Origin of the sequence: Nocardiopsis listeri NBRC 13360 (assembly GCF_001570765.1) — a bacterium.
Classification (GTDB): Bacteria; Actinomycetota; Actinomycetes; order Streptosporangiales; family Streptosporangiaceae; genus Nocardiopsis; species Nocardiopsis listeri.
In genome coordinates this window covers 34,226-57,141 of the sequence record NZ_BCSH01000040.1, presented here as the reverse complement: position 1 = coordinate 57,141, position 22,916 = coordinate 34,226, and the positions used below count along the sequence as shown (strand labels likewise).

Sequence of the window (22,916 nt, the reverse complement as noted above, 5' to 3'; positions counted from 1 at the left end):
GGAGGAGATGACGCATATGCGACACGAACCGTGGAGCACGGACCGCTTCGAACTCGGGGAGGGCCTGCGCCTTCACGGCCCGGACCTGCTCATGGTGGACATCCTCACCGGCAGGCTCCTGCGGCTCGACCCCGGTCTGCCCGGACCGGCCCAGGTGCTCGTCGACCTGAACGCGCCCTTGGGCGCGGTCGCCCCCGTACGGGACCGGCCGGGAACCTACGTCGCGGCCGCGGGCACCGGGGTGGCGCTGCTCGCCGAGGACGCCCGACCCCGGTGGCTGGCCAGACCCGAGGACGAGGCGGCCACACCGATGAGGATGAACGACGGCTGCTGCGATCCCCAGGGGAGATTCTGGGCCGGATCGATGGCCTATGACGGCACACCCGGCGCCGGTGCGCTCTACCGCGCCGACCCCGCCGGCGGGGTCGTCCGGGTCCTGGAGGGCTACACGGTCCCCAACGGGCCGGCCTTCACCGCCGACGGCTCCCGCATGTACCTCGCCGACAGCGCCGCGGGCAGGATCGACACCTACGAGGTCTCCGCGACCGGGGAACCCACGAACCCGTCCGTCTTCGTCCGCGTCGACGAAGGCGACCCCGACGGGATGCAGGTCGACTCGGAAGGACACCTGTGGGTCGCGCTCTGGGGAGCCGGGCGGGTGCACCGCTACGACCCGGACGGGAGCCTGGAACGCGTGGTCGCCCTACCCGCCGCCCAACCCACGAGCGTGTGCGTCGTGGACGGGCCGCGACCCCGGCTCTTCGTCACCTCCGCCACGGTGGGCCTGCGCGACCCCGGTCCCTTCGACGGTGCGCTCTTCGCAGTCCCCGTGGAGGTCGGCGCCCCGCCGGTCCGGTACTTCGGAGGGAACCCGTGACGCCCCGAGTGACCTGTGTCGGTGAGACCATGCTGCTGCTCACCGCGACCGAACCGCTCCCCTTGGACCGGACATCGAACCTGGTGATGGGCGTCGCCGGCGCCGAGTCCAACGTCGCCTGCGGACTGGCGGCGCTGGGCCACCGCTCCGCCTGGCTGAGTGCCGTGGGCGACGACCCCTTCGGACGGGTGGTCACGCGGAGCGTGGGACGTCGGGGCGTGGACGTGTCCGGCGTCCGCGTCGACCCCGACCGCCCCACGGGTCTGATCGCCAAGGACCCCTCGCCCTCGGGGAGCACGGTCCACTACTACCGGGCGGGATCGGCGGCCTCGGCGCTCGGGCCCCACATCGCCGATCACCCCCATGTCCGGGCGGCCGAGACGGTGCACCTATCGGGTATCACCCCGGCCCTTTCACCCGAGTGCGACGCCCTCGCCGAGCGCCTGCTCACCGACCCCGAGCTGAGGGTGGGCTTCGACGTCAACCACCGGCCCCGGCTGTGGAGCCCCGGGCGGGCGGCCACTCGTCTGCTGGAACTGGCCCGGCGCGCCGACCTCGTCTTCGTCGGCAGGGACGAGGCGGAGGAACTGTGGGGTACCACCACGGCCCGCGAGGTGCGCTCACTCCTGCCCGAGGTGGATCGTCTGGTGGTCAAGGACGCCGAACACGGGGCCACCGAGTTCGACGGTGACACGGAACGCCACGTACCCGCACCGGCGGTGGAGGTCGTCGAACCGGTGGGCGCCGGAGACGCGTTCGCCGCCGGGTACCTGGCCGGCGAACTGCGCGACCTGGACGCCACGGGACGCCTACGACTGGGGCACCTGTGCGCGGGGCGTGTCCTACGGGTGACCGGCGACCTCGCCGCCCCACCCCCTGCGGAACAGCTGGACGAACTGTTGTCGGTCCCCGACGAGCGGTGGATCGACCGAGCCTCCGCGGCGATGGCCGCGATGAGAGGAGACGACCATGAGTGACGAGGGTCTGGACGGCCTGTTCACCGGACACAGCGTGCTGGCGATCCTGCGCGGCATGCCCGTCGACACCACCGTCGCGTTGGCCGAACGTGCCTGGGAACTGGGTGTCACCGCGATCGAGGTACCCGCCCGGGACGAAGCGGGCCTGGAGGCGTTGCGAGCGACCGCTCGGGCCGGGGCCGAACGCGGCCACCCCGTCGGCGCGGGCACCGTGATCTGCACCGAGCAGGTCCGAGCCGTGGCCCTGGCCGGCGCCGCCTTCACCGTAGCCCCGGGCTTCGACGCCCAGGTGATGGCCGCATCGGAGGCCGCGGGCCTGCCCCACCTGCCCGGAGTGGCCACTCCGAGCGACATCCAGGGCGTGCTGAAGGCGGGCGGACACTGGGTGAAGGCCTTCCCCGCCACGGCCCTGGGCACGGAGTGGTTCCGTGCCATGCGCGGGCCCTTCCCCGACGTGCGGATCGTCGCCACCGGCGGCATGGACGCCCACAACGCGCGAGAGTACTTCGACGCGGGGGCACGGATGGTGGCGGTCGGCTCGGCACTGGCCGACCCCGACCAGATCCCCCTCCTCGCCGAACTCCTCTGACCCCGGCGACTTCGTGGGTCAGGTGCGGATCGCCCTCACCAGGTCGGCGGCCAGCCGCGCGCGCTCGACCATGGAGTCCACCACCAGGTACTCGTGGTCGGCGTGCGCGCCGCCTCCGACCGCGCCCAACCCGTCCAACGTGGGCACGCCCGACGCCGCGGTGAAGTTGCCGTCGCTGCCACCGCCCACCGCTACACCCTCGATTCCCGGCAGCGACCACCGGGCCTTCGCCAGCAGCTCCGCCGCCCCCTCCGGCGGCATCGGCGGCCGGTTCACCGAACCCGTCACCGTGAGCTCCGCGCCCGCCAGGACCGGGCTCAGATTCGCGAACGCCGTCTCCACCCGGTCCTTCTCCGCCGCGGAGGGCACACGCACGTCCACCACGATCGTGGCCTCCGCCGGCACCACGTTGTCGGTGGTCCCCGCCGCGGCCACGGTCGGCGTCACTGTCGTGCCCACCTCTGGGCGATCCAACGCGGCGATCGCCAGAACCTGGTGGGCGGCCTCCACCAGCGCGTTCACGCCCGCCTCGGGTTCCAACCCGGCGTGTGAGGCCACGCCGCGCACCGCCACCTCGAACGTCCCGCAGCCCTTACGGGCGACCTTCAGGTGCCCGTCCGCGGTGGCGCCCTCGAACACCAGCACCGCGTCGCACGCCCGCGCCCGCTCCTCGATGAGCGCCCGCGAGTAATGCGAGCCGACCTCCTCGTCGGCGGTCACCAACAGCTCCACCCCGGAGGGATCCTCCAACGTGGCCAGACCGTGGATCGCCTGCACCAGGCCGCCCAGCATGTCGTAGACACCAGGGCCCGTGGCGTGACCGCCCTCCACCCGGAACGGGCGGTGCTCCAGGGTGCCCAAGGGGAAGACCGTGTCGTGGTGGCCGAGCACCAGGACCCGGGGCGTACCCCCGCCCGACCAGCGCACGTGCGTCCCGGCCGGCCCGTCCACGAGGGTGGCGCGCCCGCCCATGCGGTGCTCGACCAGCGCGGCCACCGCCTCGGCCGACCTTCGCAGAGCGGCGAGGTCCCGAGAAGGGGACTCGACCTCCACGAGCGTCCGCAGGTCTTGGAGCATGGCGTCGACGTCGAGGTCGGTATCTTCGCGCTTGATCATGGAGTCAGGTTACGGGCCCGGCACCGGAGCCACCTCGGTGTACTAGGGCGTAGGTGTACCGTCCGGCTCGGAGAGGGGCGCGGTGTCCGGCCCGCTCCCCGGGCGTTCGCGCAGCAGCGCCGCCAGCACCGCGGCGATCGGGGTGGCCAGGAACAACCCCGCGATGCCGCCGAGGAAACCGCCGACGGTGAGCGCGATCAACACCACGGCGGAGGGCAGGTCCAGGGATCGGCCGTAGACGCGCGGCGCGAAAACGTTGCTCTCCAACTGCTGCACCAGCAGCACGACGCCGAGGATGATCAGCGCCACGATCCAGCCCTCGGTCACCAGGGCCACCAGAACGGCCAGAAGACCGCTCACGAACGCGCCGACGACCGGCAGGAACGCCCCGACGAAGGTGAGGACGATCAGAGGGACCGCCAGGCCGGTGTCGATCAGCAGGAGCAGCGCGATACCGACGCCCACCGCGTCGAACAGGCCCACCAGCGCCACGCCCCGAACGTAGTGACCCATGACGTCCCAGGTCACTCGGGAGGAGCGGTGCAGGATCGGGCGAGAACGGGGCGGCAGCAGCCGCGCGATCCACTCCATGAGCTTGTCGCCCGAGTGCAGGAAGTAGATCGTCAGGACGAGGATCAGCACGATTCCGAGCACGATCCGGGACACGGCGGTGGTCGCCGTCCACGCGCCACTGAGGATCTGGTCGGAGTTGTTCGAGATCAGGGACCTGGCCTGGTTCCAGGCGTTGTCGATGGCCTCGGTGAGCAGGGCCGGATCGAGCCCGAACGGCAGCTGAATCGACCCGATCCGGGTGATGGCCTGGTTGACGCTCTCCACCAGGCCACCGAAGCCGGCGACCGCGGGCGTCACGATCAGGGTGACGGCCACGCTGTAGACGATCAACGCCACGAGCAGGGTGATGGTCGTGGACGAGCCCCGGCCGAACCCCGCGCGTCGGATCATGTTGGGCCGACGCAGCCGGTTGGCCAGCGGCATCAGCAACGCGGTCAGGAACACCGCGATGATCACCGGAAGCGTGACCACGGACAGGTGGACCAGCCCGTAGACCAGCAGGCCGGCGACCACGCCGATGATCAACAGCCGCCAGCACGTGTCGCTGATGTTCCGTAGGAGGTCACCGGCGCCGGCCTCCTCCTGTGCCCCGGTGGCCTCGTCGACGGGGAGGTTCTCCGCTCGGTCGTCCTCCCGTCGCCGGTCTTGTTCGGCACGGGCCCGGCGGACCGCGTTCCACCTGTTGACAAGTGCACCTACTCCCGGCCACTCGGATCGCACATGGACTCCGTTCTCTCGGTGGTGTCGTCTTCCGTGGGGATACGGGGGGAGAGGAGAGGTCGCCCGAGCCGTTGGGGATGGCACGGGATGGTCAAGAGTCTGCCCGGGCCGAGTGGACCGGTGCCGGAGCGTGATCCGGCGTGTCGTCGTGAAGTGGTGCCCCTCGCCGCATCGGGGCCGGCGCTATGAGGAGACGACGCGAACGAAGAAGACCCCGCCGTGGGAGTCGGCGGGGTCATTGGGCGCGTGATGGCGACGGATCGGGCGGGCGAGAGCCAGGCTCGTCCGGTGGTCAGAACTCGCGCTGGTCCCGGCGCAACGGGTGGTCGTCCGGAACCTGCACCAGGACGATGCGCACCCCGTCCGGGTCGGCGACCCACGCCTCGACCAACCCCCAGAACTCCTTCTGCGGGGGACGCAGCCCCCGGGCGCCCAGAGCGGTCACTCGGGCGTACTCGGCGCGCACGTCGCGCACCTGCAACCACAGTGACATCGACGGCACCCCGGAGGATTCGGCGTGCCCGGACACCTCCAACAGGCCGTTGCCGAGGAAGAACACGGTTCCTGGCGCGTCGGGCGGCCCGAACTCGCGGTGCACGCCGAGTTCGAGCACGTCACGGTAGAAGGAACGGCTACGCGTCGGATCGGTGGGGTGGATCATCACGCGGCTGCTGAGAACATCCATACCCGACATCCTGCCCGTTACGGAAGCACGGGCCCAAACGGCACTCCGTTTCGTGCCCCCGGTCGCGAAACCGCCCCGGAGCCGCCGCTCACTCCGAGGGCTGGGGGACCGTCGGGCACTCGACGGTCGGGTTGACCCCGAAGTAGTTGAGCGGACCGACGAAGACGGTCACCACGGTGCTGCCCAGCGTCGAACAGTTGGTGTCCGCCGGACTGAAGTAGCCGCGTTGGAAGGCCGCTACCAGACCGATCACCAACCACAGCACGACGAGGACGGAGAGAACGATACTGATGCGCACTAATGCCTCCCGGGGGTGGAGCCGTTGCGATCGTCGGGGTCTCGAATTTCTTGGGAAGACCTACCCCGCGATCCCCGATCCTCACCTACGAGCGCGTCCCCGTGGTCATGGGCGCTCGAATCGCCAGCGGGTGGGGCCGTGGTCGGCGGCGTCGGTGGGGAAGGCGTACACGGTGCTCGGCCGTACCGCGTACACCGCGTAAGGCGGGGGACCGGCGGAGGGTGCGCCGTCCGGGCCGACCAGTAGGTCTCCCTCGGGTAGCGGGGCCCACCCGTAGACCACCGGGTAGGTCTCGGCGACAACGCGCACTCTCTCGGGATCGCGCACCCGTTCCACCGAGCCCTCCACCACCACGTCCCAACGGCAGGTGGACACGGCCAGGCTCACCGATGCCCCCTCGGTCAGCAACCGCGCCTTCGCGCTGCCCGGCCCGCACGCGAAGTGGGGCAGCCCGCGCGACCACACCGTGAGCAACGGCCGCGTGTGCGGAGTGGAGCCGGCGCGAGTGGCGGTCAGCCAGTAGGTCCCGGCCGTCTCCGACAACTCCCGCGACACCGCGGTCCAGTCGGCCGAAGGAGCGTCGATCAGCGCTTCGGTACCGGTGAGAAGGCGCTCGTCCATGGTGCGCACCCTAAACGGGGGCACCGACATTCCGGCAGAGGTCGCGGGTGGACAGGGAAAAACGACCCTGGCCGTCTTGTGGCCGTCCCACCGGACAGGTAGGAACGTCGAAGACCACAGGAGGAGCCTCGTGCACAATCCCCCCGATCCGAGTCCGGACCATAGCCGCACCGCACGCCCCGTAGCACTCGCCGGAGCCACGGCCGCGTTCGCGGCCCTCTGCCTGATGGCCGCACCCACACCCGCCCTCGCCGAACCTCGCGACGACGCCAACGGCCCCGAACGCGACGAGGTCGCCGCCGGCGCGGAGTCCCTGACCGTCGAACCGTTGGCCGAGCCCGCGCCCGGGGTCGAGGCGGACGCCGCCTACCCACGTCAGAACGAGCTTCCCGTCCCGCCCGAGGACCCCGACGACCACTCCGTCAAACTCGGGCTGGCCCCCTTCCACGACATCGCGCCGACGCTCAACGATCTACAGGAGACCTCCGACCGGGTCAGCGCCGAGATCATCGGTGAGTCCGTGCAGGGACGCGACCTGTACCTGGTCACCGTCACCGAACCCGAGACGCGCGCCGAGGCCCGCCATCAGCGGCGCATGCGCGAGCTGATCTCCGAGGACCCCGATCGGGCCGCCCGCGACCACACCCTGATCGACCGGTACAAGACACCGGTCCACGTCAACGCCAACATCCACGGCGATGAATGGGAGGGCACCGACGCCTCGCTGCGCGTCATCGAGGAGCTGGCCACCGCCGAGGATGAACGGACCGAGGAGCTGCTGGAGTCCTCACGTCTGTACTTCACCGTCACCGCCAACCCGGACGGTCGGGTGGCGGGCACCCGCGCCAACAGCGCCGGGTTCGACCTCAACCGTGACTTCGTCACCGTCTCCCAACCGGAGTCGGCCGCGATCCGCCAGGTCATGATCGACACCCGGCCGGTGGTGATGATCGACCAACACGGGTACGTCAACGGCACCCTCATCGAACCCACCACGCCGCCGCACGGCCAGAACTACGAGTACGACCTGTTCATCAAGAACACCTACGCGAACGCCATCGAGATGGAACAGGCCGTCCTCGACCTGGGGTACACCCCCGAGGACGACGGGGTGGAACCACCGCAGATCCCCTTCCGGGACCAAGAGGACGGCTGGGACGACTGGCCGCCCATCTTCACCCCGATGTACGCCCCCTACCAGGGCGCGGTCGCCGCGGCCACCATCGAGTTTCCGATGCGGGTCAACAACGCCGACTACGACCTGCCGGAGGAGGAACTGCGGCGGCGCAGCGCCATCAACACCGACATCTCCGCCGCCACGATCGAGGCCACCCTGGACTACGCCCAGGACAACCACGAAGAGCTGGTCGGTGACCAGATCGAGGTGTTCCGTCGCGGGGCCAACGGAGAGGAACAGGTCGTCCCGCCCCAGGATTGGGTGCCGGGCTTCGGCCCCGAGGACGTGTACACCACCGACTTCCCACGCGGTTACGTGATCCCCGCCGGGGAGGAACAGCGGTCCGCGCCGGCCGCCGCACGCCTGGTCGACTTCCTCGTCGCCAACGACGTGCGTGTCCAACGCGCCGACGAGGGGTTCGAGCTGGAGGGCACCACCTACCCGGCCGGGTCCTACGTGGTGGACATGCACCAGCCCAAACGCGGCATGGCCAACGTCCTGCTGGAGGACGGACGCGACATCAGCGACGACGTGGACGCGATGTACGACATCTCCGGGTGGAGCCACGGGCGCCTGTGGGGCGCCACCGTGACCGCCGTCGAGTCCGAGCCGCCCACCGGCACCGCCGTGGCGGTCGCCGATCCCACCGGGAGGGTCGAGGGCGAGGGCGACTGGAACCTGCGGCTGGACGACGCCGCGGACGTCGCCGCGCTCAACGACCTGGTCGAGGCCGGAATGGAGCCGGTTCAGGCAGGTCGGGGAACGGTGTGGGTGCCGGCCGGTGCCGCGGACACGGTGGCCGAGGTCGCCGAACGCCACGGAGCGGTGTTCACCGCCGCCGACACCGCACCGGACGGTCCCGTTCTGGGGCCGGTTCGGGTGGCCGTGGCCGGGGCCGCCGACGAGGTCTTCACCCTGGGCGAGTTGGGTTTCGACGTGACCACGGTGTCCACCGCCGTGCTCAACGACGGGTTCGACTGGTCCGACATCGACGTGCTGTACGTGGCCGGTGGTCTGGTCCACGGCGACCTGGACGAGGAAGCGAGGGCCGGCCTGGACACGTTCCTGGAACGGGGTGGGGTCGTGGCGCGCGGCGCGACCGGGGCCCGGTTCAACGAGGCGGCCGACCTGTTGGACGCCACTCGTGAGGCGGGCCGCTCCGACGCCAACGGCGTGGTGCGTGTGGACGAGGGCGACGGGGTCCTGGGCGGGACCGGCGGGTACGGGTTCGTGTACTCGCCCGGCTGGTTCACCGACCTGGGCGACGGCGTGCGGGTCGAGCAGTCCTACGCGGCCGAGAGTCCCCTGGTGGCCGGGCACTGGCGATCCGGAACCGATGGCACGGGTGGTCAACAGGACGCGGCCGGACAGGCGTCCGTGGTCAGCGGGGTCACCGAGACCGGCGCCGCGGTGGTGCTGTTCGGTACCGAACCACTGTTCCGTAACCACCCCAAGGGCCTGTTCGGGCAGGTCGGTCAGGCCCTGCACTGGTCGGCCGCCGTCGACGGCGCCGCCTGATCCCCGGCACGAAGGGGTGCGCCCCGGGGTGGTGTCGCTCCGGGGCGCACCCGTGTCCGGGCGCGGAAAACGGGTGGGAACCGTCGGGGGTGGACCTCTACGGTGTTCGGATGAGCATCCCCTCCCTCCGCGCCGTGGAGATCACCCCCGACAACGTCGCCACCGCCCTCAAGGTGAAGGTCCGCGAGGACCAGAACACCTTCGTCGCCCCCGTCGTCACCTCCCTGGCCGAGGCCTACGCCTCGCGCGAGACCGTGTGGACCCGCCTGATCCTGGACGGAGACCGCCCCGTCGCCTTCGTCATGGCCGACTTCGCCTCCGATGAGGACGACCCCGATTTCCGCTGTGGCCTGTGGCGGCTCAACGTCGCCGAGGGGGAGCAGGGCAAGGGCTACGGGCGCTTCGCCGTGCGGTCCTTCCTCACGGAGGCGCGCGGTCGCGGAAACGAGCGGGTCACCGTGATGTGGGTGCCGGGGGAAGGTGGCCCGGCGGAGTTCTATCGCAAACTCGGCTTCCGCGAGACCGGCCGGGTCTTCGACGGTGAAGTCGTCGCGGAGCTGTTCCTGGACTGACCCACCGCCCCTGACGAATCCGGTTCTTTGGAGGGGTGCGGTGTCGAGGGGGATTCGCGTTGACGTCTTCCGGGGCGTCTGGTTTTGTACAGATGCCCGTATCGCCCCCCGATGCGGTCGATTCCACCTCCCTTGCCGCCTGGAGGGCGGAAGGCGTTCGGCGTGGACAGTCGAAGGAGAGCGTGGAGATCGTGAGCCATCAGTCGGCGCGTGCTGGATTCGGGCGATCGAAACGGTTACTCGGCACACTCGCCAGGCGTACCCGGGCGGGCTCCTCCGGGCTGGTGTTGACGATCATGGCCACGGCCCTGGTCGGTACCGCCTTCGGGGTCGGTGCCCTCGGCCAGGAGGACGACGTCTCCGACGGCGCCGCCTGGTTGTGGAACTCGTCCGTCGGTGAGGCCATCCGCGTCAACGGCAACAACGCCGAGATCGACCTGGTGGCGTCCCTGCCCGAATCCGAGGGCGGCCGGGTCGAGGTCGAGCAGAACGACGACTACCTGTTGCTCACCGATCCCGAGACGGGTCGGGTCACCTCGGTCGACCTCGATGACCTGGGCTTCTCCGGGAGACTGGACCTCGGAGGAGGGGACTTCGCCGTCATCTTGGGAAAATCGGCGGCGGTGGTGGTCGATCGCGCGGCCGGGGAGGTCAGAGCGGTCGACCCGGCCACGCTCCAGGCCACCGGCGCCTCCCTCACCCTGGAGGGCCCCCTGGTGGGAGGGGGCTTCGACGACTCCGACACCCTGTGGTTGGGTGTGCCCGCCCAGGGCAACGCGGTCGGTATCCAGGTCACCGAGGGCGAGGCCGCCATCACACAGACCGTGGCCGTCTCCTCACCCGGATCCGACATCGGGGTCACGGTGTTCGACGACGGGGCCATGGTGCTCGACCGCGGTGGTGACCGGGCGGTCGCCATGCGAGAGGGCGACGAACCGGTCATGGTCACCATGCCCGTGACACTGGAGGGCTCACAGATGCCCGCCCGCACCCATGGGGACATGGCCGCGGTGACCAAGACCGAGGACGGGGAGATCGTCACCCTCCTACACCCCTACGGCGCCGCGCAGACCTCGAAGTTCCCTCTGGGCCATCCCGGGGGCGGCCTCGGCGTTCCCTTCGAGGGGCGTGTGTACGTGCCCTACGACGACGAGGGTGTCGTGCGGTCCTACACGCCCAACGGCCGCGAACTCGACACCGTCACCCTGCCCGACGCCCAGGGCCCGCTCGAACTGGAGGCCCGGGAGGGCAGTCTGTTCGTCAGTGCCCCCGACACCGGCGCGGCCGCGGTCATCGACCCCTCCGGTCAGGCCACCCTGGTCGACCTCAGCGAGCCCCCGCCGGGGCCGGGCGAACTGCGAGGAGAGAGTCCCACGTCCTCCGACGCCCCGGGGGCGGGGCAATCGGAGAACCTGCCAGAGATGGGCGGTGAGGCGGGGCAGGGCGGCGGTGGCTCCGACGGCTCCGGCGAGGGTGCCGACGCCGCAGGAGGGGACGGAGAACCGACCGAGGAGGCCGGTGGACCGCCCGGTGCTCCGACCCCGGTGACCGCCGAGGCCGGGGACGGCGGTGTGCGACTGAGCTGGACCGAGGCCTATTCACCGGACGCCCCCGTCACCTCCTACGAGATCACCTGGGACGGTGGGGAGACCACGGTGGCCGGCGACGAACTGGACACCGAGGTGAGCGGCCTGGAGAACGGGACCGTCTACCGGTTCCGGGTCCGCGCGGTCAACGAACACGGCACCGGGCCGGCCGCGCAGTCATCCCAGGTCACCCCGGACTCCGAGTCCCCCGGTGCTCCAGGGGAGGTCTCGGTGGAGGTGGTCGACGCGCGGACCGCCACCGTCTCCTGGGGTGCGGCCGACGGCGCCACCGACTACCTGGTGTCCACCACGGAGACCGCAGGAGGGTCGGCCCCCGCCGACCGCACCAGTGGCCAGAACTCCCTGGACGTCACCGGGCTGACGGAGGGCGGCACCTACACCTTCACCGTGACCTCGCGGGGAACGGGCGGGGTGACCGGGGAATCGGTCACCAGCGACCCGGTCACCATGCCCGAGGTCCAGGTGGGCGATCCTGGCGAGGTGTCCCACGGCGTCTCGGGCGCCGACGTGACCGTCACCTGGACGGCGGCTGAGAACGCCGAGGGATACCGGATCACCCCCATGGGGGACGCGGTCGACTTCGCCACGGAGACGACGGTGGAACAGACCACCTCCCAGACCTTCACCCGAACCGTCGAAGCCCACCGATGCTTCTCCTTCACCGTCACCGCGCTGGGCCCCGGTGACACCGAGGGGGGTTCGGCGCGCAGCGCGTCGAGCTGCCTCGCCCCCTTCGAGTGACCACCGAACCCGGCCCTTCGAGGAGCGAACCGATGACAACGCAGAGGAAGTGGCGCCGCCGGGCGCTGTGGTCGGCCGCCTGCGCGCTGGGAGTGGGCGGTCTGCTCCTGAGCGGGGCGACCGCCGTGCAGAGCGCCGACCCCGCGGACCTGTGCAGCGACGCCCACCCCGACGTGGGCCAGGTGCCCAGGTACACCCAGAACGCCGGTGACTGGCCCAAGGTCGTTCCAGGAGATCCCGGGGGACAGGTGTACCTCTTCTACGAGAGCACCGGAGGATACAACTGCGCGGTGGTGGTCTCCAACGGTGGTCCCACCCGCATGGACATCGGTATCCGCAGCGATGGCGGTGCCCAGGACACCGACGTCGTCGAGAGCGGCACTCTCGCGGGGCCGGTCCTGGTCCATGCCCCGGGTGTGTGTGTCCAGGTAACCGCCGCGGTGGGGGAGCGCTCGACGCTGTTCCCGAGCGGTAACTGCGACGAGTGAGGTGGCACGCGTGAGCCAAGGGGTGGGCCCGGCACCGGGCCCACCCCGCACTCAGTCCGTGGGGTCGCTCCACGCCACCTGTACCTGCTCTGCCGGGACGCCCCTGCGGGCCGACAGGGCACGCCCCTGCGGCAGACGCCGGGACGCCACCCCGTTGGCGAGCCGTCCCTCCATCCGGTCCCCGGAGAACAACAACCCCGGCGTGGCCATGTCCACGATCGTCTGCGTGACCGGGTCGAACATCGATCGTGAGGCACCACCGGTACGTCGTGCGGTGATCAGGTGCAGCCCCAGGTCGGCGCCTTGCGTGAGGAACTCCGCCAGCGGTTCCAACGGATTGTTCCGGCCGGCCACCAGGTCCAGGTCGTCGACGAACACGAACACCTCCAGCCCCTCCCACCAGCTGCGCTCCCGCAACTGCCGGGGGGTGGTCTCCGGTCCGGGCAGCCGCTGACGGATCATCCCGGCGAGCTCGCCGGACATCCCCTGGGTGTGCTGTGGGCTGGTGCTGTAGGCGAGCAGGTACTCCTCCGGGACCAGACCCAGGTGGGCCCGCCGGTAGTCGACCATGACGATGCCCACCTCCCCGGCCGGTCGTCGCATCACCTGCCGCACCAGGGAGCGGATCAGGGTGCTCTTGCCGGTCTGCGGGTCGCCGTAGACCACCAGGTGCGGATCCTCCTGTGGCCGGTACAGGGCGGGGGCCAGGTCGCTCTCGCTCAACCCCAGGATCAGCCCGGGCCCCTGGTGACGGGGAAGGAGTTCGTCCAGGGTGACCTGGGCCGGCAGCACGCGGACCCGGGGCACCGGGGCGTGCGGCCAGCGGTCCGCCAGCACCCGCACCGCCTCGCGCACGGCGTCGCCCAGGTCGGCGTCCTCGCGGACCCCGTCCAGGCGGGGCAGGGCGACCTGAACGAACGACTCGTCCGAACGCAGGCCCCGGCCGGGAACGTCCTTGGGCATCCGCTCGGCGGCCTTGCGACCCGCCTGGGAGTCGTAGGGGTCGGTCAGGCGCAGTTCGAACCTGCCGCCGAAGAGGGACTGGGTCTTGGACCTGACCTGGTTGCCGGCCGAAGCGGTCAGCACCGTGTGCACGCCCAGGGCGGGGCCACGCGAGACGATGTCGTTGAGGACGTCGTCCACGTCCTGTAGGGCCTCGCGAACCCCGGCCCAGCCGTCGATGAGCAAGAAGACGTCGCCGTGGATCCCCTCGGGCACCCGCCCATCGACGCGGGCCTGCCGCAGGTCGGCGGGGGAGTCCAGCCGGGCGCGACGGAACACGCGTTCGCGCTGGTCGAGAAGGAGTCGTACGTCGGCCAGGACCCGTTGTACCCGTTCCAGGTCCGAGCGCCCCGCCACACCCGCCACGTGTGGCAGGTCGTCGAACGGCGTCAGCGAGCCGCCGCCGAAGTCGATCGCGTAGACCGCGACCCGACCAGGAGGATAACGCCAGGCCAGGGCGGTGATGAGGGTGCGCAACAGGGTCGACTTGCCGGACTGGGGGCCGCCCATCACCACGACGTTGCTCTCACCGCCGGTGAAGTCGAGGTCGGCCGGGGTCTGTGCCTGTTCCCGAGGCAGGTCCGCCAGGCCGATGATCGCCCGCACTTCCGCGGGGTCGGGTTCCACGGGGGAGCCGTCGGGCCCGGTCAGGTCCTCGCCCGACCGCTCCAACAGCTCGTCCATGGTCATACGGGCGGGCAACGGCGGCAGCCAGACCGGTCGCACCGGGTCCGCGCCCGTGGCCACCAAGCGGTCCACCGTCACCTGCAGGGTGGTGGGGGCCTCATCCCCCGGGTCCTCCTCGTCCCGGCTCTCCTCCCGCGCCGGTTCGGTGGCCCGGGTCAGCGCCGCCAACCCGTTGAAGGAGATCACCGGAAGCACCCGGGGGAGCTCCTCCTCGCTGTCCTGACCGGGCGGCACGTACGGCTGAGAGACCATGGCGGCCTTGAACCGCTCGAAGACGGTCGTGTCCACCTTCAGGTATCCGGACCCCGGCTCGGGTGGCAGGTGGTAGGCGTCGCCGACCCCGATGGCCTCGCGGCTCTCGGCCTCGGAGAAGGTGCGCAGACCGATCCGGTAGGACAGGTGTGATTCCAGCCCCTTGATCTTGCCCGAGTCCAGCCGTTGGGTGGCCAGCAACAGGTGCACGCCGATGGAACGACCGATCCGACCGATGGCCACGAACAGCTCCGCGAAGTCCGGATGCGCGGTGAGCAGTTCGGAGAACTCGTCGATGATCACCATCAGGTGGGGGAGGGGTTCCAGTTCGGGGCGTCTGCTCCGCGCGGTCTCGTAGGCGTGCAGGTTGGGCAGGTTCCCCGCGTCCTTGAGGGCCTGCTGACGTCGGGTGAGCTCACCGAACATCGCCTCGCGGAAACGCTCCACCAGGGAGTCGTCGTCGGCGAGGTTGGTGATGAGTCCGGCGCTGTGCGGCAGACGATCGGTGTCGGCGAAGGTCGCGCCGCCCTTGAAGTCCACCAGGAGCAGTGCCAGCCGGTCGGGGGCGTGGTTGATCACCAACGATGCCACCAGGGTGCGCAGCATCTCCGACTTGCCCGAACCCGTGGCGCCCACCACCAGCCCGTGCGGACCCATCCCGCCCATGGCCGACTCCTTCAGGTCGAGCAGGACGGCGTTGCCCTCCGGCCCCACCCCGACGGGCACCCGGAGGAAGTCACCGGTTCCGCGCGGGGCCCAGGTCCGCTCCGTGTCCAGCCGGGCCACGTCGGGAACCCCGAGGATCTCCGGCAGACCGATCGTGCTGTGCATGGAGTCGCCGCCGTCGGTGGCCGCCAACCTCATGGGCGAGAGGGTCCGGGCCAAGGTGGTGAGCGACTCCGGGTCGGCCTGGTCCGCCCGGCCCGACAACGGGGGATGCTCCTCCACGGGCGCGGCTTGGCCGGGGGAGTGCTCCGGGCCTTCGCGGTCCTCGCGCAGTGAGCCGTCGGCACCCACGTACAGGCGGGTGTCGACGTGTTCGGGTTCCTCCTTGCGTTCGGTCACCAGGAACACCAGGTGGATGCCGATGTCGGCCAGGGACCGCACCGGTGGTTCGGCGGCCAGCCCCGACAGGGTGGTCTGGAACTCGCCGTCGACGATCACGACCAACCGCTGCGTCCCAGGTCCCGGCGGGGCTCCGCGTCGACGCTGCATGTCGACGGTGCGCCGCTCGATCTCCGCCGACAGCAGTTCGGTCATCTCCACGGTGTTGCCCGCGACCAGGCGCGCGGGCAGGGGACCGTCCCGGACCCCGTCGAAGTCGTTGTGCGGCAGCCACTTCACCGGGTCCCACTCCGTGATGAGCCGCTGGTGGCGTACCAGGCCCAGCCGTACGTCCTCCGGGGCGGAGAAGGTGGCCACCTGGGCGATCAAGGCTCGTGCCACGTTACGGATCATCGCCCGCTCTCCCACGATGGACACGACCCCGCATTCGCGCAGGGGCAGGACCAGGGGTTGCTCCGACACGTTCGCGTACAGGTCGACCAGCTGCTCGGCGATGCCCTGACACACGGGGTCGTAGACGACCAACGGGTTGGCCCTGTCGACGCTCAGGCTCAGGCCTCGGGTCAGTGGTCGCACGCCCTCGCCGACGCGCACGTGCAGGAAGTCGGGATCGCCCACCCGGCGCTCCCAACGCCGGGAAGGCAACCGTGCCGCCTCGAACAGCAGGTGCGGGGCCGGGTGCCGGAACAGGCCCGCGGCCCGTTGTAGACCGGCGACCTCGCGCACCGTCTCCCTCAGGTGGTCGAGGTAGTCCAGGTACCGTTCGCGCTGCTCGCGGATACGCCGACGAGGACCGTTGCGTTGGGAAACGAACATGACGATGCCCACGGCGACACTGGCCAGCATGACCAGCGCGCCGATCACCGCGAAAAGCGGCCGGTTGCCCAGAGTGATGGTCATCAGCAGCGAGCCCGAGCCGGTGATGATCGGCATCACGATCATCGCCGAGGAACTCGTCGCCGGAGGGCTCTCCGGCAACTGCGGTGGTGTGGCGATCACCAGCGGTGAGGTTCCGGGGTCGGGAACCGCGTGGCGCGCCGGCCGATGGACCAACGTTGTCGACAAGGGGGGCCTTTCCGCTCGTGTGCGCCGGCCGCACCGGAACACATCGATTGCTAACGTGATGATTCCGCTTCGCCCGACGACGGACAACTCCGCCCGCGCGGACCAGTGGAGAACCGGTCGCGATCTTGTGGGATCCCATCCAACGGCCTTCGGTTCCACCGAACCGGGCGTCTCTCACCCCTTGAACCACCTACCCCCTGAACACCTGCGGAACGGAGTGCGTGTCGTGAGCGGATACTGCAGGGTCACGGTCACCGGGCCGGATAAATGGGCGGATCTCGCCCTTCCCGGAACCGTTTCCGTCGCGACCCTCATGCCTCAGGTGGTACGGGTGTGCTCACCCGACCCCGAAGGATTGCAGGCCGCGGCGTGGAGCCTGGTCCGTGTCGACGGCACCCCTCTGGCCTCCAAGGGCTCCCTGCGCGACGCCGGGGTCCTCGACGGTGACGTCCTCCTCCTGCGCAAGGAGGCCGCTCCGGAACGGCCGAGCTTCGTCGACGACGTACGCGGTGCCGTCGAGGATCGGGTGGACGAGACCGCGTGGTTGTGGCGACCCTCCACCACCCTCGGGTTCGGTCTGGCCCTGGCCACCCTCGGACCCCTGCTGCTCGCCGTGGTGATGGCCGCGATCCGCACGGCCCCGGTCGACCTCGCCGTGGCGCCGATGGGGCTCCTGGTCTCCCTGGGCGCACTGTGGGTGGCCGAGCGCCGTTCCCTGCCCGGAACCGCCCACGCGCTCCAGGTCGCCGCCTGCGGCTGGGGCGCCCTGACCGCCGTCCTGACGGTACCGGCCATGGGTTCGGCACCACCCGCCCCCGTGGCCCTGGGCCTGTTCGCCTGCGCGGGGGCGCTGGTGGCCTCGGCCGTGGGCTGGGCCCTGGACAACGCGATGCTGCCCTACCTGGCCGGGCTGAGCGTGCTCACCGGTGCCACGGGCGCGCTCGTGGCCGTGGGTCTGTTCGTGGACGGCCCCCTGGCGCTGCGACTGCTCGCGGCCCTGCTGGTCCTGGGCGTCGGGGTGCTGCCGCGAGCCGCCCTGGCACTGGGAGGGTTGTCCGGACTGGACTACGAGGTGCGTCAGGTGGGCCGGACCGACACAGAACGGTTCGAGACGAGCCTGGCCGCCGGCGACCGGTTGCTGCTCGGTTCGCTGCTGGGGATGGTGGCCGCCGCGGTCGCCTCCGTCGCGCTGTTGGCGTTCACCGGGTCGGGTTCTCGCGACTGGCTGCTCGCGGCCCTGGTGTCGACGGTCCTGCTGCTGCGTTCCCGGCTCTTCGACAGGGTCGCCCACGTGCTGCCGGTCCGCCTGGGCGGTGTGCTCGGGCTGGTCGTGACGGCCGCGGTCGCATCGACCGGTTCGGGAGGAGGATCGGCCCTGCTCCCCGCGCTGGGTCTTCTCGCCGGCACGGCCGTCGGAGCCCTGAGCATGGTGCACCTGACCGATGTGCCCCGGGCCTCCATCCGGCGCCTGTTCAACGCGATGGAGGTCGTCGCCGTCATCGCCATGTGCGTGGCCGCCGTGTGGGCGCTGGGCGTGTACGAGGCCGTGACCTCGATCAACCTGCCCTTCTGATGCGAGAAGCCGCCCGCGCTCCCGGCCGAGGGGTGCGGGCGGCTCCGTTCTGGGGATGTGTCAGCCTTCGCCCTTGTCCTGTTTGGAGTCCGGCGCGTAGTAGTCCCGGACACCGTCGAAGAAGTCGGGGACGGGGTTCCCCGCGCTGCTTCCGTCGGCCTTGCCTGCTCCCGCCTCCTCCAGAACCTTCATGAGGACGGAGTACGTGCCGGCCTTGTTCTCTCCGCCCATCCTTTCGACCAGGCGGGGGAGTACCTTGTCCTTCTTCGGATCGAAGTCTGAGGACAGGAGGCCTTTTTCCACCAGGTCTTCGGGTTCGATTCTGCCCTGGTCGACCATGACGTCCAGGAGTTGGAGTTGGGCGTGCTGGACCGACTGGGGCCCGTAGTCGACGACCTCCTTCAGAGGAAGTTCGTCACCCTGGTACTTCTGGTCCCATTCCTCCAGGTACTGCGCCTTCTCGGGGTGCTCGTAGAGCCGGAGAACGCTCTCCCCCGCGGTCGCGAGGGCGGGACCCACCCCGGGGACCGCTCCCAGTGTCCCGTTGCTGAGGGCGACGGTGATGTTGAAGCCCTCCTGCCACCTGTCGGCGGCATCCTGCTTGGCCTCCGCCCGGTTGTCCGCACGATCCACGTACTCGTTGATCATGGCGTCGTGCACGATGGTGCGCATGGAGCCGACGTTGGCTCCCGCGTTGAGGGCTGCGGACGGCTCGGAACTTTCCAGGGCCGCACTGATGATGTTGCGCTCCACCTCCTCTACGGACGCGGTGACGACCTTCGCGTTCTCCTTGTCCGCGACCAGGAGTTGGATGAAGTCCGCCTTCGTCTCATCGTTGATGAGGAGTGCGGTGTCGGAAGGGTCATGCAGCAGGAGGCTCTGCTCCGCCGAACCGATGTTCCTGTAGCCGTTCGTGTCACTACCCAGGGTGAGGTCGTCCCGATAGGCCAAGTAGACCCCGGTCAGGCTCTCCGCGAGCTTCGGGTTGATCTCTGTCACCGAGAGCTCGTACTCGGTATCGCTTCGCTCGCCCGTGTCGTGGAAGGGTTTCTCCCCGTCGTTCCTGGCCAGGGACTCCAACAGTCCCACGGTCGCGGTGCCGGCCATCTCTGCCTGGGAGGATGTTCCCTTGCTGAACTCCGGAATCCAGTCGGTGAGCCCGGCGACGGCCTCGCCCTTGTCATGCCAGTCGTACGAGTACAGGCCCAGGAGTGCGTCGGCGTTGTTCTCGAAGTCCGGCATCCCCGGGATCCGGGCCGCCTTCTCGTGGGCCGCCTGGGTCATGGGGTGGTCGTGGGCGCCGGTGAGGATGCGGTGGTCGGCCTCCTCGTTGCGGGTCGTGACGTCCAATACCGCGGAAAGGCCCTTGTCGTACGACTCGTGCAGGTCGAGGTCCTTGTTGGCCAGGTGGTGGCCCATGCTCAGGGTCGTGTTGGCGGAGAACTCGGTTCCACCGCGCATGTCCGGATCCGACGCGGCCATCAGCAGACCGAAGTCACGTGCGTCGGCCAGCCAGTTTCCGGAGGGATCGTTCATGTGGCGGCCGGTGCGCACGTCGTCGTTCGGGCTCGGGACGCCGTTGGCGAAGTCCTGCACGCTCTGGGGGAGCAGGTACCGGCCACCACCGACCTTCTCGTCGGAGAGCACCAGGAGACCGTCGGCCATCGCTCCGGTGAACGCCTTGCGTTCGGCGTCACTCCAGTCGGGGCCGTCGTGCCCCTCCAACCAGGGCACGATCCGGACGACGCCGTTCGGGGCCTGGTCCTCCATCTCTCCGTAGAAGGTCTCGAGGAAGTCGAGCTCCTCCTCGCTCAGGGTCGGCCGGTACTTCGAGACCTCATGGGGCTGCCCCAGGGTGGCCCGATTGGCCGCTTGGAGTTTCTTCGCCTTCGTCGAAACGGCGCCGAGCGCCGCGATGATCTCGTAGAAGCGCGCGTCCGGCTCCTTGTCCCCGTCCAGGTAGGGCTTCATCTCCCGGGCCATTCTCTCGGCCTCCTTCGAGGAGACCGGGAGCGGGACGTCCCGCTCCGCGCCCAGGATGTTGTACGCGCCCCAGCCCAGCACCCCGGCCTCCACGAGGACCTTCAGGTTGCTCGGTTCGGGTCCCTCCTGGAGCAGGGTGGCCCGTTCCGCCGCGGTCTCCTCCAAACCGTCCTTGAGCTTTCGCCCCTTGGCCATGTACTCGCGGTGCACCTCGTAGTAGGCGAGTTGGCGCGGACTGGGCACGTGCGGCCCGTACGTGGGTGGGCCCTGGAGCGGACCCGTGTCCTGGTACATGGGGTTCCCCTTGTTGGCGAGCCCCGCCATGACGATCGCGGTCGAGTACCGATCGATCAGTTTCTTGCGCTCACGCCTGAACTCCTCGACGTCCTCGCGCCACATGTCGGCGATCGACGCGGCGTAGGTGAGGGCGAGGCAGGCCTTGCGCCACTCCTTCTCGTTGAAGGCCCCCGCGGAGCTGATGTCGCCGTCGATCATCTCGCTGAACTCCTTGGCGGACCTGGTGATGGTCGCACGCCCCGCTCTCGCGTCGCCCAAGACCCGTCCGGTCAGTTTCCAGGCGTCGTCGCAGCTCTCCTTGAGGGAGGCCGTCCGTACCTCGGTGTCCGGCGGATCGAAGTCGGGAACCCTCTCGGCGGGCGGGGTGAGGGGCGAGGGAGTGGAGGGGAGCAGAGGAACCGAGGGTTCGGGGGTCGAGGTCATGCTCGGGTGCCTTCCATGACACGGGGAGGTGGAGTGGTGGAGGAGGCGGGAACGCCCGGACCTAGCGGTTCACGTCGAGCCGGAGGTGGGTGTGCCCGACCGGCCCGACCGGCCCGACGGGGACGTCGGACACCGGCGCCGCGATGCCCGGGGGCACCTGGTCCTGGGAGGTGAGCCGCGGGTTCAGGTACGGGAAGGCGGAACGTTGTTCCCCCTCGGCCTCTCCGTCGGTCCGCTCGATGAGCCCGGAGGCGGAGACGATGTTCCTGGAGATGGTGATCCCGTTGCGCTCCACCTTCTCCACCGGCCCCTTGTGGTCGGCGAAGTAGGTGGCGAAGGCACCGTTGATCCTGGCCTCGACGGACTCCTCGTCCAAGGCGTCCATCGCGGTCTCGAAGGCCTTGGAGACCCCGGCCAGGAGTTCGTGGGTCCCCTCACTGTCGCGCCCGCCCGCGGCCCCGTCGCCGGTGTTGCCCGCGATCATCGACGCTTCGCCCATGGCCGACTCTCCTCACTTCTGCTTCGCTGGATGTACCGGTACGGCCAGGGGACCCGGGAGCACGAGGGGCCGGCTGGTGCCACGGGGCACGAGCCCTATGAGAGTAGGGAATTCCTCCGACACCTTCCAGTGAGTTCCTCCCATGTCGCAGTGACGGCGGTCACGATTTCGGGAATAACCCACGGTCATCCGGATGCCCTGGGGCACCGGGCATCGCACGGCGGTCGGCGCGATTTCAACCGCGTTGACAGAGGACTCGAAGGTTCACTACCTTCCCTTTTCGAGTGGTTTGACAACCGAACCGGGCGACCTCCCGGAACTCCACGGAGTGAGAACGCCCCTGAGCCGGCGATGAACGCAGTTCAGGGGGGTCGGTGAGGAAAGGACCGGTAGATGAGTCAGAGGATCGGAACAGAGGAGACCACCTCCCTTTCCCGAGGCGGGTCACGCCTCGACGAGGAGAGCCAGGGGCTCAGGGACCGCCTGCAGTCGCTGCTGGGCGCCCTGGAACAGGACGGGCAGGCGCTCCAGGGTGGTGCTCTCCGGGCCTACCGGGAAGGCCAGAGCGAACTGGTGACCGGGTTCAACTCGCTGCTCGCCTGGTGCGACAAGTACGGCGTCAACCTCAACCTCGGTCAGGAACGCGTCAACTCGACCGACCTCGACAGCGAGGAAGACTTCGCCCGGGCTCAGAGCGAGCTCTCCTTCATGAAGCCGATCAACTGAGCGGGCCCCTCGCGCCCGGCTCTTCGCAACGGCCGGGCCTCAGCGCACCAGAGAGCGAGACCACCACATGAGCCTGAACCGATACGAGGTCGGCGGCGACATCGACCAGCTCACCGAGCTGAACATCGACCAACGCCAGTACCTGGGCTACTTCCGCTCGATCATGCAGGAGATCGACGGGCAGGCCAAGGACCTCGTCACCAAGTGGGAGGGCGGCGACGAGAAGTTCCAGGCCCGCGCCGCCGAGTTCAACAACGCCTTCGACATGACCAACCGTGGTTTCTCGAAGATGATCGACGCGGTGGACGGCGCCGCGGACGGCTACCAGACCACCAAGCGCTACCTCGACGACCTGTTCGACTGACGGCGGAACGGTCCCGGACGCACATGTCCCATCCACCCAGGACGACGGGGGCGGAACCGCAGGCACCGGTTCCGCCGCCCTCCGCACGGCTTCCCGAGGCCTTCCAGAGCACGCCCGACACCGAGCGCTACGTCCTTCAGGCCGACGCCCTGCGCCGTCGGCAGTTGCGTGCGGCAGTCCTGTACGGATCCAGCCGCTACTGGCGCACACGACAACGCGTGTGGCCCTCGGTGATCGTCGGTCTGATCCTGGCCGCCGTGGTCGCCGCGGCACTCGTGGTGTTCGGCGCCTTCCAGACCCAGCGCGACCTCAACGAGGAACGCCGTCAGGACCAGACGCAGAACCCCCTGACCCCTCTGACCCCACAGGAGAGGGATCCCCAGGGAACCGATCAGAACCCCTGATCGTCCACCCACGAACA

Annotated in this window: 19 protein-coding genes; 11 read left to right on the top strand and 8 right to left on the bottom strand. The window is 69.9% G+C overall.

Annotated elements, in window-relative coordinates; all coding sequences use genetic code 11:
* The first annotated feature begins 16 nt into the window (after positions 1–16).
* From NLI01S_RS13395 to NLI01S_RS13385, 3 genes are read left to right on the top strand one after another with little or no spacing between them, the layout of a single operon-like run.
* The gene (locus tag NLI01S_RS13395) at positions 17–877 is read left to right on the top strand and encodes an SMP-30/gluconolactonase/LRE family protein (RefSeq protein WP_067604225.1); all 861 of its coding nucleotides are present in this window, start codon (positions 17–19) and stop codon (positions 875–877) included.
* Positions 874–1,854 carry a sugar kinase gene (locus NLI01S_RS13390; RefSeq protein ID WP_084392571.1) on the top strand — a complete coding sequence of 327 codons (981 nt, stop codon included), beginning with the start codon at positions 874–876 and terminating at the stop codon, positions 1,852–1,854. Before NLI01S_RS13395 ends, NLI01S_RS13390 begins: the two co-directional genes overlap by 4 nt.
* Complete coding sequence (locus NLI01S_RS13385) at positions 1,847–2,443, top strand: bifunctional 4-hydroxy-2-oxoglutarate aldolase/2-dehydro-3-deoxy-phosphogluconate aldolase (protein WP_067604223.1); 597 nt, start codon at positions 1,847–1,849, stop codon at positions 2,441–2,443. Before NLI01S_RS13390 ends, NLI01S_RS13385 begins: the two co-directional genes overlap by 8 nt.
* Before the next feature lie 18 nt (positions 2,444–2,461).
* On the opposite strand, the gene NLI01S_RS13380 is transcribed toward NLI01S_RS13385, so the two are convergent.
* The 5 genes from NLI01S_RS13380 to NLI01S_RS13360 all read right to left on the bottom strand — a co-directional run bounded on the left by NLI01S_RS13380 (position 2,462) and on the right by NLI01S_RS13360 (position 6,456).
* On the bottom strand, positions 2,462–3,559 hold the full coding sequence (locus NLI01S_RS13380; protein WP_067604221.1) for a M20 family metallopeptidase: 1,098 nt from the start codon (positions 3,557–3,559) through the stop codon (positions 2,462–2,464).
* Positions 3,560–3,601: 42 nt separating this feature from the next.
* Positions 3,602–4,852: an AI-2E family transporter gene (locus tag NLI01S_RS13375; RefSeq protein WP_067604219.1), complete on the bottom strand. Its 1,251-nt coding sequence runs from the start codon at positions 4,850–4,852 to the stop codon at positions 3,602–3,604.
* 292 nt (positions 4,853–5,144) lie between these two features.
* Complete coding sequence (locus NLI01S_RS13370; RefSeq protein WP_067604217.1) at positions 5,145–5,537, bottom strand: VOC family protein; 393 nt, start codon at positions 5,535–5,537, stop codon at positions 5,145–5,147.
* Between the two features lie 88 nt (positions 5,538–5,625).
* The gene (locus NLI01S_RS13365) at positions 5,626–5,835 is read right to left on the bottom strand and encodes a hypothetical protein (RefSeq protein ID WP_067604215.1); all 210 of its coding nucleotides are present in this window, start codon (positions 5,833–5,835) and stop codon (positions 5,626–5,628) included.
* A 105-nt stretch (positions 5,836–5,940) separates the two neighbouring features.
* Positions 5,941–6,456 (bottom strand): pyridoxamine 5'-phosphate oxidase family protein, encoded by a 516-nt coding sequence (locus NLI01S_RS13360; protein WP_223809233.1) that lies wholly within the window; start codon positions 6,454–6,456, stop codon positions 5,941–5,943.
* A 130-nt stretch (positions 6,457–6,586) separates the two neighbouring features.
* On the opposite strand from NLI01S_RS13360, the gene NLI01S_RS13355 reads away from it, so the two are divergent.
* The 4 genes from NLI01S_RS13355 (at position 6,587) to NLI01S_RS13340 (ending at position 12,559) form a co-directional block, all read left to right on the top strand.
* Complete coding sequence (locus NLI01S_RS13355) at positions 6,587–9,151, top strand: M14 family zinc carboxypeptidase (RefSeq protein ID WP_223809232.1); 2,565 nt, start codon at positions 6,587–6,589, stop codon at positions 9,149–9,151.
* Between the two features lie 110 nt (positions 9,152–9,261).
* On the top strand, positions 9,262–9,723 hold the full coding sequence (locus NLI01S_RS13350; RefSeq protein WP_067604278.1) for a GNAT family N-acetyltransferase: 462 nt from the start codon (positions 9,262–9,264) through the stop codon (positions 9,721–9,723).
* A 182-nt stretch (positions 9,724–9,905) separates the two neighbouring features.
* Positions 9,906–12,071: a fibronectin type III domain-containing protein gene (locus tag NLI01S_RS13345; RefSeq protein WP_223809231.1), complete on the top strand. Its 2,166-nt coding sequence runs from the start codon at positions 9,906–9,908 to the stop codon at positions 12,069–12,071.
* A 32-nt stretch (positions 12,072–12,103) separates the two neighbouring features.
* A complete protein-coding gene (locus NLI01S_RS13340) occupies positions 12,104–12,559 on the top strand; it encodes a hypothetical protein (protein ID WP_223809230.1) in 456 nt (151 codons plus the stop codon).
* Positions 12,560–12,610: 51 nt separating this feature from the next.
* On the opposite strand, the gene eccCa is transcribed toward NLI01S_RS13340, so the two are convergent.
* Positions 12,611–16,507: a type VII secretion protein EccCa gene (gene eccCa / locus NLI01S_RS13335; RefSeq protein WP_067604211.1), complete on the bottom strand. Its 3,897-nt coding sequence runs from the start codon at positions 16,505–16,507 to the stop codon at positions 12,611–12,613.
* A 349-nt stretch (positions 16,508–16,856) separates the two neighbouring features.
* Between eccCa and eccD the strand changes: the two genes are divergently transcribed.
* Positions 16,857–18,203 carry a type VII secretion integral membrane protein EccD gene (gene eccD, locus NLI01S_RS13330; protein ID WP_067604274.1) on the top strand — a complete coding sequence of 449 codons (1,347 nt, stop codon included), beginning with the start codon at positions 16,857–16,859 and terminating at the stop codon, positions 18,201–18,203.
* Positions 18,204–18,263: 60 nt separating this feature from the next.
* Here eccD and NLI01S_RS13325 read toward each other — a convergent pair whose 3' ends face one another.
* A complete protein-coding gene (locus NLI01S_RS13325; RefSeq protein WP_067604209.1) occupies positions 18,264–20,906 on the bottom strand; it encodes a TPR repeat region-containing protein in 2,643 nt (880 codons plus the stop codon).
* Between the two features lie 61 nt (positions 20,907–20,967).
* Positions 20,968–21,405: a hypothetical protein gene (locus tag NLI01S_RS13320; protein WP_067604207.1), complete on the bottom strand. Its 438-nt coding sequence runs from the start codon at positions 21,403–21,405 to the stop codon at positions 20,968–20,970.
* 393 nt (positions 21,406–21,798) lie between these two features.
* Between NLI01S_RS13320 and NLI01S_RS13315 the strand changes: the two genes are divergently transcribed.
* The 3 genes from NLI01S_RS13315 to NLI01S_RS13305 all read left to right on the top strand — a co-directional run bounded on the left by NLI01S_RS13315 (position 21,799) and on the right by NLI01S_RS13305 (position 22,899).
* Positions 21,799–22,131, top strand: a complete 333-nt coding sequence (locus NLI01S_RS13315; RefSeq protein ID WP_067604205.1) for a hypothetical protein — start codon at positions 21,799–21,801, stop codon at positions 22,129–22,131.
* A gap of 67 nt (positions 22,132–22,198) precedes the next feature.
* A complete protein-coding gene (locus NLI01S_RS13310) occupies positions 22,199–22,495 on the top strand; it encodes a WXG100 family type VII secretion target (protein ID WP_067604203.1) in 297 nt (98 codons plus the stop codon).
* Positions 22,496–22,518: 23 nt separating this feature from the next.
* Positions 22,519–22,899 carry a hypothetical protein gene (locus NLI01S_RS13305; RefSeq protein ID WP_067604201.1) on the top strand — a complete coding sequence of 127 codons (381 nt, stop codon included), beginning with the start codon at positions 22,519–22,521 and terminating at the stop codon, positions 22,897–22,899.
* The last annotated feature ends 17 nt before the right edge of the window (positions 22,900–22,916 follow it).

Coding starts and splice junctions, on each gene's coding strand:
- NLI01S_RS13340 (WP_223809230.1), top strand. CDS start 12,104: ATGACAACGCAGAGGAAGTGGCGCCGCCGGGCGCTGTGGTCGGCCGCC.
- NLI01S_RS13360 (WP_223809233.1), bottom strand. CDS start 6,456: ATGGACGAGCGCCTTCTCACCGGTACCGAAGCGCTGATCGACGCTCCT.
- NLI01S_RS13380 (WP_067604221.1), bottom strand. CDS start 3,559: ATGATCAAGCGCGAAGATACCGACCTCGACGTCGACGCCATGCTCCAA.
- NLI01S_RS13350 (WP_067604278.1), top strand. CDS start 9,262: ATGAGCATCCCCTCCCTCCGCGCCGTGGAGATCACCCCCGACAACGTC.
- NLI01S_RS13310 (WP_067604203.1), top strand. CDS start 22,199: ATGAGCCTGAACCGATACGAGGTCGGCGGCGACATCGACCAGCTCACC.
- NLI01S_RS13370 (WP_067604217.1), bottom strand. CDS start 5,537: ATGGATGTTCTCAGCAGCCGCGTGATGATCCACCCCACCGATCCGACG.
- NLI01S_RS13305 (WP_067604201.1), top strand. CDS start 22,519: ATGTCCCATCCACCCAGGACGACGGGGGCGGAACCGCAGGCACCGGTT.
- NLI01S_RS13395 (WP_067604225.1), top strand. CDS start 17: ATGCGACACGAACCGTGGAGCACGGACCGCTTCGAACTCGGGGAGGGC.
- NLI01S_RS13320 (WP_067604207.1), bottom strand. CDS start 21,405: ATGGGCGAAGCGTCGATGATCGCGGGCAACACCGGCGACGGGGCCGCG.
- eccCa (WP_067604211.1), bottom strand. CDS start 16,507: ATGATCGTGATGCCGATCATCACCGGCTCGGGCTCGCTGCTGATGACC.
- NLI01S_RS13315 (WP_067604205.1), top strand. CDS start 21,799: ATGAGTCAGAGGATCGGAACAGAGGAGACCACCTCCCTTTCCCGAGGC.
- NLI01S_RS13385 (WP_067604223.1), top strand. CDS start 1,847: ATGAGTGACGAGGGTCTGGACGGCCTGTTCACCGGACACAGCGTGCTG.
- NLI01S_RS13325 (WP_067604209.1), bottom strand. CDS start 20,906: ATGACCTCGACCCCCGAACCCTCGGTTCCTCTGCTCCCCTCCACTCCC.